At 39.5% G+C, this 12,950-nt stretch carries 14 protein-coding genes; 11 read left to right on the plus strand and 3 right to left on the minus strand.

All coding sequences use genetic code 11. From position 1 onward, the window contains the following. Window positions 1-40: 40 nt before the first annotated feature. From folB to GQ598_RS06845, 4 genes are read left to right on the plus strand one after another with little or no spacing between them, the layout of a single operon-like run. Window positions 41-409 carry a dihydroneopterin aldolase gene (gene folB / locus GQ598_RS06830; protein WP_091350887.1) on the plus strand — a complete coding sequence of 123 codons (369 nt, stop codon included), beginning with the start codon at window positions 41-43 and terminating at the stop codon, window positions 407-409. 30 nt (window positions 410-439) lie between these two features. Then, a complete protein-coding gene (locus GQ598_RS06835) occupies window positions 440-1,441 on the plus strand; it encodes an MBL fold metallo-hydrolase (RefSeq protein ID WP_091350888.1) in 1,002 nt (333 codons plus the stop codon). Window positions 1,442-1,499: 58 nt separating this feature from the next. Further along, window positions 1,500-1,706 (plus strand): hypothetical protein, encoded by a 207-nt coding sequence (locus tag GQ598_RS06840; RefSeq protein WP_091350890.1) that lies wholly within the window; start codon window positions 1,500-1,502, stop codon window positions 1,704-1,706. A gap of 1 nt (window position 1,707) precedes the next feature. Then, the gene (locus tag GQ598_RS06845) at window positions 1,708-2,136 is read left to right on the plus strand and encodes an EamA family transporter (protein WP_091350892.1); all 429 of its coding nucleotides are present in this window, start codon (window positions 1,708-1,710) and stop codon (window positions 2,134-2,136) included. A 30-nt stretch (window positions 2,137-2,166) separates the two neighbouring features. Here the strand turns inward: GQ598_RS06845 and moeA are convergent, their stop codons facing one another. The 3 genes from moeA to rsmI all read right to left on the minus strand — a co-directional run bounded on the left by moeA (window position 2,167) and on the right by rsmI (window position 5,566). Further along, window positions 2,167-3,393, minus strand: coding sequence for a molybdopterin molybdotransferase MoeA (gene moeA, locus GQ598_RS06850; RefSeq protein WP_160403147.1), 1,227 nt, complete (start codon window positions 3,391-3,393; stop codon window positions 2,167-2,169). 110 nt (window positions 3,394-3,503) lie between these two features. Then, entirely contained in the window at window positions 3,504-4,595 is a 1,092-nt protein-coding gene (ychF, locus tag GQ598_RS06855; protein ID WP_091350896.1) for a redox-regulated ATPase YchF, read from the minus strand. Between the two features lie 143 nt (window positions 4,596-4,738). Beyond that, entirely contained in the window at window positions 4,739-5,566 is an 828-nt protein-coding gene (rsmI, locus tag GQ598_RS06860; RefSeq protein WP_091350898.1) for a 16S rRNA (cytidine(1402)-2'-O)-methyltransferase, read from the minus strand. Window positions 5,567-6,071: 505 nt separating this feature from the next. On the opposite strand from rsmI, the gene nlpD reads away from it, so the two are divergent. The 7 genes from nlpD (at window position 6,072) to GQ598_RS06895 (ending at window position 12,134) form a co-directional block, all read left to right on the plus strand. Next, complete coding sequence (nlpD, locus tag GQ598_RS06865) at window positions 6,072-7,178, plus strand: murein hydrolase activator NlpD (RefSeq protein WP_160403149.1); 1,107 nt, start codon at window positions 6,072-6,074, stop codon at window positions 7,176-7,178. 121 nt (window positions 7,179-7,299) lie between these two features. After that, window positions 7,300-8,052 carry a 2,3-diphosphoglycerate-dependent phosphoglycerate mutase gene (gpmA, locus tag GQ598_RS06870; RefSeq protein ID WP_065637836.1) on the plus strand — a complete coding sequence of 251 codons (753 nt, stop codon included), beginning with the start codon at window positions 7,300-7,302 and terminating at the stop codon, window positions 8,050-8,052. Window positions 8,053-8,171: 119 nt separating this feature from the next. Beyond that, window positions 8,172-8,750, plus strand: coding sequence for a thymidine kinase (locus tag GQ598_RS06875; protein WP_141683378.1), 579 nt, complete (start codon window positions 8,172-8,174; stop codon window positions 8,748-8,750). A 300-nt stretch (window positions 8,751-9,050) separates the two neighbouring features. Beyond that, complete coding sequence (locus tag GQ598_RS06880; protein ID WP_160403151.1) at window positions 9,051-9,644, plus strand: UbiX family flavin prenyltransferase; 594 nt, start codon at window positions 9,051-9,053, stop codon at window positions 9,642-9,644. Window positions 9,645-9,662: 18 nt separating this feature from the next. Further along, window positions 9,663-10,100, plus strand: coding sequence for a pyridoxamine 5'-phosphate oxidase family protein (locus GQ598_RS06885; RefSeq protein WP_160403153.1), 438 nt, complete (start codon window positions 9,663-9,665; stop codon window positions 10,098-10,100). Between the two features lie 44 nt (window positions 10,101-10,144). Beyond that, window positions 10,145-10,441 (plus strand): hypothetical protein, encoded by a 297-nt coding sequence (locus tag GQ598_RS06890; protein ID WP_160403155.1) that lies wholly within the window; start codon window positions 10,145-10,147, stop codon window positions 10,439-10,441. A 19-nt stretch (window positions 10,442-10,460) separates the two neighbouring features. Further along, the gene (locus GQ598_RS06895; RefSeq protein WP_160403157.1) at window positions 10,461-12,134 is read left to right on the plus strand and encodes a hypothetical protein; all 1,674 of its coding nucleotides are present in this window, start codon (window positions 10,461-10,463) and stop codon (window positions 12,132-12,134) included. The last annotated feature ends 816 nt before the right edge of the window (window positions 12,135-12,950 follow it).

The raw sequence follows: 12,950 nt of genomic DNA on the forward strand, positions 1-12,950 counted from the left end.
GTAATCTCTATTTAAATAAACTAGGATTTTGGAATCTAGCATGAATACATACAGCAAAGATAGGGTATTAATTGAAGGATTAACCGTTCTAACTACCATAGGTGTTTACGAGTGGGAAAAGACCATCAAACAAAAACTCATACTTGATCTAGAAATGGCATGGGATAATAAACCCGCGGGTGAAAGCGACAAAGTATCGCTTTGTTTGGATTATTTCTTAGTTAGCCAAGCGATCACTCAATTTATTGAATCAAACCAATTTGAATTGATCGAAACGGTGGCGGAGCAGGTTGCTAAATTAATCATACAAAAATTTGCGGTGCAATGGCTAAAAGTCAAAGTGTCTAAACCTAGTGCAATTGCTAATGCTAATAATGTTGCGGTGGTGATTGAACGTGCGGCGCATTAAAACCACTGACTAGTTGAAAAGACGATAACCATGACAAAACTTAAACAAGATTTAACGACTAAAAAAACACGTCAAACAGCTAAAGGCTTTCGGTATAATGGATCGTTTAAAATTAAAATAGGCGAATTTATACGTTGGCGTTTAACGCGTAGAGTATTACCACCTAAAGCGGGTTATTACGCTTTTAATCAATCATGGTTTGAACCAATAGATCTTAATTTGCCTGATGATAGGGTTTGGTGGATTGGTCACTCGACAACCTTAATTCGTTTAAGTGGTAAAATGATATTGACTGATCCAATCTTTTTTAAACGAGCTTCGCCATCGCAATGGATTGGTCCCAAACGCCGAACACCGCCAGCTTTAAGCATCAAGCAATTACCACAAATTGATTTTATTGTCATTTCACACAACCATTATGATCACCTTAATTATCATAGTATTCACCAATTACTTGCACGTTTCCCTAATATTGTGGTGATGGTTCCTTTAGGGTTAAAAAGAACCTTACTAAAATGGGGAGCTAAGCATGTTATTGAATTAGATTGGTGGGATTGTGTGACGATTGATGGACTTCGCTTTTCGGCCACTCCTGCTATACACTGGAGCAATCGTAGCTTGTTTGATGTAAATAAATCCTTGTGGTGTGGTTGGGTGATTCAATCTAATATTGATAATCAAAATCAATCAAAAACGGTATATTTCATGGGCGATACCTGTTATTCTTCTGAGCTAAAAGAGATTGCTAAACACTTTCCATCAATTGATCTAGCATTAATTCCTATTGGCGCTTATGCACCACGTTGGTATATGCAATCACAACATATTGATCCACAACAAGCCGTACAGTTATATGACGAGCTCAATTGTCATTGTGCAATAGCCATCCATTGGGGAGCATTTGAGCTAGCCGATGAATCATTAGATGATCCCCCGCAATTGTTACACGCTCACAAAGCCGAACGTTGTTTTAACCTCATAAAAATAGGCGGCAGCCAAGCTATTAATCGTATTGATTCTAGAGTAAAATAGCTCAAATAAAAACAAACGTAATATGGTTATATTATATGTTTGCAAAAAGGAGGACGAAATGAAATCTGCCATTATAGGTTTATCTTGTTTAGTGTTCAGTTTGATATTAGTTGGATGTGGCGGCAAAAACGACCAAGGCAAAACCTACCATTGGTCAAAAGCTCACGGAGTTTTAGAAGATTGTCGTGGTGTAATGAATAAATCACAACAATGTGAGACTAATTCAAATAACCAACAATATCTATTCAAAATCGACAGATACTAATATGAGTGCTTGGCTTATTTACGCGCTACTTTCTGCTATAACAGCAGCAAGTGTTGCTATTTTGGGAAAAATCGGCTTACAACACCTTGATGCAAACACCGCAACCGCTATTCGTGCTATTGTCATGGCCATTTTTTTAGTTGGTGTTGTGGTTATACAAGGAAAGCTCAACCTTATCAATACTTTTTTTAACGACAAAAAAGCTTTACTCATTATTGCGCTTAGTGGTATTGCGGGGGCACTATCTTGGCTGTTTTACTTTATGGCAATTAAAGAAGGCAAAGTGTCACAAGTTGCGCCAATTGATAAATTAAGTGTTGTTTTTGCGGTTGTGTTTTCCGTAATTCTATTTGGCGAAAAGATCTCATTGTTAGCGGGGATTGGTGTTGCCATGATTGCAGCTGGCGCGATATTAGTTGCACTATTTTGATAGTTAATAGTGCATTAATCTAAACATAGGCTACTTTAGTAGCGCATTAAACAGCTCAACAGTAACTAGTTCACCTTTAGCAACATTGCCCCGTTCTTGTTCAAGCACAATAAAACAGTTTGCTTGATTAAATGACTGCGTAATATGAGAACCTTGCTGCCCAGTTGTGCTCACTTCTAATTCACCCTGTGCATTGATTTGTAACACACCACGTTGAAAGTCCAACCTACCAACGCTTTTTTTAAGATTTGTTGCTGTTTTAACTTTAAAGCTCAACTCCATGGACGAATCTTCAAGCCCTGAAAGCGCTAAAATCAACGGTTGCACTAATTGGTAAAATGTCACCAAAGCCGAAACAGGATTACCCGGCAAACCACAAAATAGTGCATTGCCAATTTTACCAAAGGCAAACGGTTTGCCTGGTTTTATTGCCATTTTCCAAAAGTTAATTGTGCCCAACTCTTCTAAAGCCGCTTTGGTATAATCGGCATCACCGACCGAAACTCCCCCACTGGTTACCACCAAATCAGCCTGACTTGATGCTGTCATCAACGCTTGTTTAATTTGGATGGGATCATCAGCAATAATACCCAGATCAACCACCTCGCAGTTAAGCTTGCTTAATAATAATTTTAACGTAAAACGATTGCTATCATAAATAGCACCATTGCCCGATAACGGTTCACCAATAGGGGTTAATTCGTTACCAGTTGATAAAATAGCTACTTTCAACTTTCTAAACACAGCAAGCTCACCAATGCCTAATGTTGCCAATGTTGATAGAGTCGGTATTGTTAATTTCGTTCCTTTGTTGACAGTGATTGCATCTTGTTTAACATCTTCACCCATACGACGGATATTATCGCCGGCTTTCACCTCTCTTAAAAAAGTGATACCCAAATCTGATTTTTCGGTCTGCTCTTGCATAACAACCGCATCAGCATCATTTGGCACTGGAGCCCCCGTCATAATGCGCAAACAGGTGCCTTTTGGCCAATGAAGATTGCTTATATCATCACCAGCAAAAATCGCGCCCGCTTGTGGTAACAACGTAGATTGCTTAAGATCAGCTAACCGAACAGCATAACCATCCATTGCCGAATTATCGAATCCAGGCACATTAATAGGCGAAACCACATTTTCAGCGGTGATCCGATCTAGCGCATCAAATAACCCAACCTTTTCGCTAGTTAGTGATTTTATGGTGGATACGCTTTGCAGTATTTGTTGTTTGGCTTGTTGAAAAGTGAGTAACATAAAAGTTAAATATCCTTATGTTTATCAGTCCACTACAAATTAGTAGATTTGACAAAATTTATAGGTAACCCATATAACAACGTCGCCAAAAGGCGACGTAAAATTATCAATTACACATTAAATAAGAAATTCATAATATCGCCATCTTGCACGACATACTCTTTACCTTCAGCACGCATTTTGCCCGCCTCTTTAGCGCCTTGCTCACCGCCATATTTAATAAAATCATCAAAAGCGATGGTTTGCGCACGGATAAAGCCCTTTTCGAAGTCAGTATGAATTTTGCCTGCTGCTTGTGGCGCCGTATCACCAATCGAAATCGTCCATGCTCGAACTTCTTTAACACCTGCGGTAAAATAAGTTTGCAGGTTAAGTAAGCTGTATCCAGCGCGAATCACTCGATTTAAGCCTGGTTCGGTTAAGCCTAAATCTTGCATAAACTCGTCACGATCAGCATCATCAAGCTCAGCAAGCTCTGCTTCAATTGCCGCACAAACTGGTACCACAACAGCTTTTTCTTGTTCTGCTATTGCTTTGACTTTATCTAAATAAGGATTATTTTCAAAACCGTCTTCATTGACATTTGCAATGTACATGGTTGGTTTTAATGTTAAAAAGCTAAGGTATTTGATAGCTTCAAGTTCTTCTTTGCTAAAATCCAATAACAACAGTTTCTTACCTTGTTCAAGATGAGGCAAACACTTTTCAAGGATTTCTAGTTCAAATTTAGCGTCTTTATCGCCACCTTTAGCACGTTTTTGTAGGCGTGTTATTGCCCGTTCGCAAGCTTCAAGGTCGGATAGGGCAAGTTCGGTGTTAATAATTTCGATATCTTCAGCAGGATCTATTTTGCCTGCGACGTGAATAATATTGTCGTTTTCAAAGCAACGCACAACATGACCGATTGCTTCGGTTTCACGAATGTTAGCTAAAAATTGATTTCCTAAACCTTCACCTTTCGACGCGCCTTTAACTAAACCAGCAATATCAACAAATTCCATGGTTGTTGGCAAAGTGCGTTGTGGTTTAACAATTTTAGCCAGCTCATCTAAACGTGGATCGGGCATTGGCACAACGCCAGTATTTGGCTCGATAGTACAAAACGGAAAGTTAGCTGCCTCAATGCCTGCTTTAGTTAGTGCGTTAAAAAGCGTTGACTTACCTACATTCGGTAATCCGACAATCCCACATTTAAATCCCATACTGTTTGTTACCTTTTATCATAAAATGTTATAAAAATTGCGGGGGATTATATCAAATAACGCACTTTGTACCAATGATCTTATTGCTGATTTTACTTTGTTTAGTAATTCAATCGTAACGCTTTACTATTAGCTTGGTAAAATTATTCTTCTAACATCAATCCAATTTGATAAAGCTGATTCTTTTTTAGCCCATGAATTTCGGCCGTGATCGCAGCGGCTTTTTTAAGGGGTAACTCTTTTTGCAATAACTTAAGGGTATTAATGGCTTTTTGATCAACATCATTTTCTGTTTTTGCATGACCTTCAACAATCAAAACAAATTCACCTTTTTGCCGATTGGCATCCTCGTTTAGCCATGCAATAAGCTGATTTACGGTAAAACTGACGATGGTTTCCCATGTTTTGGTGAGTTCTTTGGCCAACACAACACGCTTATCGGCGCCAAAAACGGTTTGCATATCTTGTAACGTATCTAACAAGCGGTGGGTTGATTCATAAAAAATCATGGTACGTGGCTCATCGACTAATTGAGACAAACTATCTTGCCGAGCTTTACTTTTTGCTGGCAAAAAGCCTTCATAACTAAATTTATCAGAAGGCAACCCAGCAACAGACAATGCCGCAATAGCAGCACAAGCACCGGGAATAGGGACGACCTGAATATCATTATCACGGCAAGCCTTAACCAAATGATAACCCGGATCATTAATTAATGGCGTACCGGCATCTGAAATTAAAGCAATAGACAGGCCGGATTTTAATTTCTCAATCAGAAGATGAGACTTTTCTTGCTCATTATGATCATGCAAAGCAAACAGCTTCGCCTTAATGCCAAGATGTTGTAAAAGTAGACCGCTATGGCGAGTATCTTCAGCCGCAATAAGATCAACGCTTTTAAGCGTATTGATTGCTCTAAGCGTAATATCATCTAAGTTTCCGATTGGTGTTGCAACGATATATAAAGTCATTATTTTAAATCACATTAAATTTTTATAGAAATACGGTAAAGATACTGTACGAAAGCCTATTTTATTGTATATACTCATTACTTTCAAAATAAATCCGACAAAGCAAACGAAATAGCGAACATCCCAAGTGCAAAAATGACTAACTAATAGCAAATTTCCTGCATATAACTTTCGCTTACAGATTGATTAATAAAGGATTTGAAAAAGAATCAAATCACATAAATAAAAACAAACAAATAGTGGTGTAATGTCAAATTAATATGCATACTCACGGTTATTAATCACTAAAATAGACTAATAAAATTGATGAGAAAAGATAATCAGCTAAAAAATATCGATTATATTAGGCAAATTATTGATGAATTTGTTGATTTAATCGATAAGTAATCAATATAATAATTTTTTTGATAATAACTTATTTGATAATAGCTTTTTGCTGTAAAAACGCTAAAATGTGCAAATAGAATGCTATTGAACGCAAATTAGCCAAAAACAAAATTCACGAATGAAAGGTGTTGCTTTGAAAAAAATACTGACATTAAGTTGCTTAAGTTTGCTGATTGCTGCTTGTACACAAACTGAGCAGGCCGAAATTGAAGACATTTCTGGCGCAGGTGGACCATCAACGTCCTCTGTCTATACTAAACCACCAGCTAACATCTCAACAGGGGGAAGAATATCTTCTACTCCTACTACTTATAATCCACCTTCATCAACACAGACGGCGGTAACAAACACACAAACAGCTCATACTACTAATAATGCCAGCAACAACGGCCACCATGGTACAGTAATTAGTAACGAGCGCATTGTTTATAACCGTAATTATGAAGATATTCCCAAAGGGGGATACAAAGGCGACACCTACACAGTTAAACGTGGTGATACCTTATTTTATATTGCATGGGTAACAGGTAATGATTACCGCTCATTAGCGGCTAAAAACAACATCAAAGAACCTTTTGCTGTTAATGTTGGGCAAGTGTTAGACGTAAGTGGGGGAACGGTTGTTGTAACCCAAAAAACCACAACAAATCACACAACATCAAGCAAAGCTAATAAAGATGACTCAAGCATCGCGACAAGTCAGGCTAGAACTAAACCAACAATAACCAAAACAACAACGACTTCGGTTACCACCACGGATCAAAATCAACAACCAACTACGACCGAAACAACCGAAACAGTTACTGAACCATTAGATTCAACTAGTAGCATACCAACTACAACCCCATCAAAATCGAATGTTTCCAACATTGCATGGCAATGGCCATCAAAGGGTAAAATTATTGAAAAATTCTCAAGTGCAAGCAAAGGTATTGATATATCGGGCTCACTTGGCGACAAAGTAATGGCAGCGGCAGATGGACGAGTTGTGTATTCGGGCAATGCGTTGCCGGGGTATGGCAATTTAATTATCATCAAACATAACGATGACTACTTAACGGCTTATGCGCACAACCAATCTATATTAGTTAAAGAACAACAAACCGTGCGTGCAGGTGAACAAATTGCCACAATGGGGGCAACAGGTACCTCGTCGGTTAGATTACACTTTGAAATTCGATACAAAGCGCAATCAGTTGATCCGTTAAAATACTTACCAAAATAGCAAGCGTTTTGCGTTAATCGATTAACGCAAAACCAATGGATATGCTCAGCAACAGCTAAGTCTATCCATAAAAGAACAGGATATACTAAAATTAAATCTACGTAATAAAGGAGTTATACTCATGGCTGTAAAAAAATTAGTGCTTATTCGACATGGAGAAAGTGTTTGGAACCAAGAAAACCGTTTTTGTGGTTGGACTGATGTTGATTTATCTGACAAAGGTAACAAAGAAGCGGCTGAAGCAGGTAAATTGCTAAAAAAAGAAGGTTTCACATTTGATTATGCCTACACATCAGTATTAAAGCGCGCTATTCACACATTATGGCACGTTTTAGACGAAGTTGATCAAGCATGGTTACCGGTTGAAAAAAGTTGGAAATTAAATGAACGTCACTATGGTGCATTACAAGGTTTAAACAAAGCTGAAACAGCAGCAAAATATGGTGATGACCAAGTAAAATTATGGCGTCGTGGCTTTGCAATCACACCTCCAGCACTTGAAAAATCAGATGAACGTTTTCCGGGTCACGATTCTCGTTATAGCAAATTACCAGAATCAGAACTACCATTAACCGAAAGCTTAGCATTAACCATCAAACGCGTATTACCTTACTGGGAATCAACTATTGCCCCACGTGTAGCTAAAGGTGAGCGTGTTATTATTGCCGCTCACGGTAACTCACTACGTGCATTAGTAAAACACCTAGATAATATCAGCGATGACGACATCATTGAACTTAACATCCCAACAGGTGTGCCATTAGTGTACGAATTTGATGACAACATGAAAGTTATCAAACACTATTACCTAGGCAACGCAGACGAAATCGCGGCAAAACAAGCAGCGGTTGCAAACCAAGGTAAAGCAAAATAATTATTCCTTAAACAAACAAAAAGGTAGGTTATTTAACTTACCTTTTTTATTATCTACATAATGGCTTTTTATTCATTCATTTTTATTGACTGACTTATTTTAATTTTGAGAGCGTTATTTTGTCTAAGATCTACTATATATATGGCGTAATGAATGCCGGCAAATCTACCGAATTACTTCAAATTGACCACAACTACCTAAGTAACAACATGCAAACGTTACTGCTTAAATCATCGGTTGACACGCGCGACTCCGCAGTTGAAATCGTCTCTCGCTTAGGGTTACGCAAAAAAGCGTTACAGCTTGATGACACAACGGTTGATAGCATCATAGAGCACATCAAACAAAGCAACTACGCTTGCATACTCATTGACGAAAGCCAATTCCTGTCACGCAATACCATCTGGAAACTCTCCGATGTTTGTGACGAACAAGGCGTACCCATCATGTTTTTTGGCATCAAAACCGATTATATGGGACATTTATTTGAAGGTTCAAAAACACTACTCGAAATTGCCGACAACTTTAGAGAGCTCAAAACTGTATGCTGGTGTGGAAAAAAAGCTACCATGATCTTATTAGAAGGTGAAGACGGACAAATTGTAAAATTTGGTAACTCCATCCATCTTGGCGACAGCGAATACCACTCAGTATGCCGAAAACATTGGAAAGCAGGTCAAATAAGACCTAAAAGCTGATCTTTCTATATATTTCACACTTATTCCTACTTATAGACTACATTTATCAGTGAGCCTATAGGATAGTGAAAAAGTGTGAATAAACTCAACTCAATCCCCCCTAATTTATATATTATTAATGCAATAACCATGTTCGTAACTATCTGCTACTTGATTCACTATCAATAGATAGGTATAGTCAATCCTTTCATAGCAAGCTTTAGTATCGCTTATTTTTTTAAAGTATCATTTGATTGGTTAACTACTTAAAATAGTGATTAACAATTTTTATTGCAATTTGATATTAATAAAGGAACCAACATGACACAACAGCGGATAGTGATTGGCATTAGTGGCGCAACCGGGTTTGCGTACGGAATAAAAGCCCTAACGCTTTTAAAACCACTCAACATCCAAACACACTTAGTGATCTCAAAAGCGGCACACATCACGCGTGCTCACGAAGCGCCCGATCTAAGTTTAGCTCAAATTGCATCACTGGCCGACAAGGTCTACCCCGTTAACAACATTGGCGCTGCCATTGCAAGCGGCTCATTTAAAACTATGGGAATGCTAATTGCCCCTTGCTCAATGCGCACGCTTGCCGCCATAGCGCAAGGCCTATCTGATAATTTACTGACTCGCGCTGCCGACGTCGTATTAAAAGAACGCCGTCGCTTAGTGCTAATGGTCCGCGAATCGCCTTTTAACCTAGCACATCTAAAAAACATGGAAACAATCACCCTTATGGGCGGCGTTATTTGTCCACCTGTGCCTGCGTTATATCAACATATTAACAACATTGATGACATCATCACCCACAGTGTTGCCAGAGCGCTCGACTTATTTGGAATTGATATCCCAACACTACCACGCTGGGGTGAAGACCTGCACCTAAATAACAAACCCGAATAACTCGCACAAGCCCAAACTATGCAAGCCGATCCTAAAATCACCAAATTTATCAAAAAGAACCATGTACTAACGCTCAGCGTCATCTTACCCGACAACACTCCATGGGCATGCAACACCTTCTATGTATTTGATGAACAGCTAATGCACCTATATCTTCTTTCCGAACTAAAAACCCAACACGCCAAAGCCATGATAATGCACCCTCAGGTGGCAGGAACAATTAGCGTCACTCCCAAAACCATTGCACAAATCCAAGGCATCCAATTCCAAGCTAAAGCAACCCAATTACAAAATGAACAAGCCGAACAAGCCTATAGGCAATATTATCGAGCGTTTCCTTTTGCAAGAATCATCAAAGCGCCGATTTGGGCATTAGAACTGCAAAGCATAAAAATGACCAACAACTTGTTAGGATTTGCCAAAAAAACGCATTGGGTAAAACAACAAAACAGATAAAATAAAAGATCCTTCGTCCACCCTGAAAAAGTTTGGGGTGTTTTTTGTTAAAAAACAACGCAATTACTACCCAAAAATCGGTCAGAAAAGGTATTGATTTTATTAAAGTTTTTATTTATTGGTTTTTAGCTAAAAAACACCACCCAAAACTATTCCCCAAAGCATACAAGCATAAGCTGACTCATCCTTTAACAAAACTTTACAAATTTTTAACAAAAAAGGTAGCGCATTATTGGTCAAGCGGTTATAATTTAATCGCTTTTAAAGCAAGGGAGTGCTCATTATTAGAGCAGTCAGTTATAAAAAATCGAAATAAAACAAAAAATTACTTGACAGGATAATCGAAATGCGTTACCATTTATGGCATCTGGCATCTGGCATCTGGCCTGCCAAACCTACGCCCTAAAACTTTTTAATTTTCACGGTATTCAAAACCGAGCTCAATTCTTATTTTCATCAGCGAGGTCATTTCGCGTAGCGAAATCGGCGACGTTATCGGTAGGGTTATCGCCGAGGTCAAGGCGTTTACCTCTTCTATTTAAATTTTCAGGTTTACCAAGTTTACCAAGTTTACCAAGTTTACCAAGTTTACCAAGCTTATCAGGCTTATCAGGTTTACTCAGTTTACTTAGATTATTTAGATTCCTTAAATCGGCGTTGTTCTTCGTGGCATTGTTGTTGTTGTCATATACACAGGGTTCTGTGGCATTAACGCCTTGTTCACAGCCATTCATGGCGTGTACTTCAAGGGTAATAGAGGGTAGTGCGCCGTATTTAGCGTTCAACCATGGTCGAACAAAGGCAACAGATACAGACAGTTTGTTGTCTATAAGGTTGGAAGGTGGTCGGGTAATCAGGCCATCTACTAATACATCAAGCGTATCAAATCCAATAAGCTTACCTTATGAAGGAAGTAGATTGGGAGATATAGGAATGATATTCCCACGAACAACAGCTAGTTCAGTGAGTTTAAGTGATTTAGCCACAAGGTATAATTATTGGCGAGATGATGATGGAGATGAGCCGGCAGCAAATGGTATATCAGGGAGTATATCGGCATCCTTTACAGATAAGGATGGCAATGATGTTAGTTTTAACGAAGAATTAAGTGGATGTAAGGCTCCTTATAGGGTAACTTTAAGTAGTACAGGGGGATATTTACAGACCCAGTACGGTGTTCCTAATAGGACCAATTTTAGCAGTCAGGCGGTGACATATTATATCAATCCGTATGGTGTTACAGGTCCTGTTACTTGTTACTTTGTGGGTCACGCAAGGCCGAATCCCAACAATGGCACAGGCAATTACGCCGGCCCAGCTAACATATGGGATTATCCTAAGGGTTTTTTAACTCAGTCAACTGATTCATCCTCTTACGGCCGAAATTTTCCTACAACGGGTGCTGATGGGTTGTATTTTGACTTAGAGATGCCTGCAGGAGTGGATGGAAGGCGGTTTACGTGGTCTCCTGTTACTCGTGATGGAATAACAGCTACAGTCAACTGGGAGTCAAATAGGACAAGGGTAAAATTAAGCGGTCCTAGGGCTGATGATACTCAGAAAAATTCAAGTAATCCTAGTCCGCTAGATGTCCCCTCTTTGCCACAGACATTTGAGTTAGTCGGTAGGGATAGTCGAGGTAATGAGGTGAGGTATGGGTTTGTGTTAAAACAGTGGTTCGTCAATCGGGGTGATAAACGGGATACTCAGGCTAACCAATCCACTTGGTGTAGTAGTTTGGGTTATCGTATTGCTAGGGTCAGCGATTTAACCAATGCAGTCAACACTGGTAATCATCCTATTTCTGGCGCCTTGCCTCATTCATCTGTTAATTATTATATGCGTCACATAGGTTCTGGTTTTTTCACGGAGTGGGGCGGCATGGGCATCTACCATGCGGGCTTCGTCGGCAACGGCACCTGGTGGACAAGCGACGCTACAGGTAGCGATGGGTTCTATGTCAACTCGTTCTACGGCAGTGTTACCAGCACCAGAGTTGGCAATATCCGCTCTGGCCTTTGTGCCGCACCTTAGTTTTTAGCGTTTAGTCCTTAATCCTTGGGCCGCGGGGGAGGTTATGGTGCCTGAGAGGACAATCTAACAAAGAATAACGCCCCCGCGCAAGTTGGGACATTCCCTTAGGGTTGCGCTGTTGCGGCGAAGCCACAATCGCGCCGCCCCGCCGCCGACGACGCTAAAAGCGTGGTTGGCAATCCTAGTGGATAATGCTGTGGCGGTTTAAATTTGTGGTCTATTTATAGTACGGCAAGGTTTCGGACGTTTTGACCTTGGGTGAACAAAATAGCCACAGTGACCACGTCCGAGCAAAGGGAATTAAAGCGAATTCCCTTTGCAATCCCACGCTTTGGCTACAGAATGTGGCCTGCGGCTGCCCTCCGCCGTCGCTCGGTCTTAACGCACCGTTTGTGGACGCGTTCCAGACGCACCACAAACTCGCCAAACATCCCTGTTTGGCGTGCTAACCTCGCTCTGTTGTCGGCACATTCTGACGCCGGAACAAGACAGACAACATAATCGTAGGTGTTTTTTGATGAGTTACTTTTGTGTAAAAAAGCAATGCAATTACATCCAAAAAGTGGTCAGGAAAGGTATTGATTTTATTGAAGTTTTTGTTTTTTATTTTCAAGGAAAATCAACTGCTTACACAACCTAAGCAAAGGTGTTGGCATACAGTAAATCAACAAAACCACAAATAGCGCCCTAATAACAGCAAATTAACCGCTCCAAACCCTTTTTTTAACGACAATTTAAAATTAAATAAAATCAATAAATTATAAAACACCTCAAAAAAAGGGTTTTCAAAACCAAAATTGTTGTTTATCTTTATAC

Origin of the sequence: Gilliamella sp. Pas-s95, assembly GCF_009795795.1 — a bacterium.
Lineage (GTDB): Bacteria > Pseudomonadota > Gammaproteobacteria > Enterobacterales > Orbaceae > Gilliamella > Gilliamella bombicola.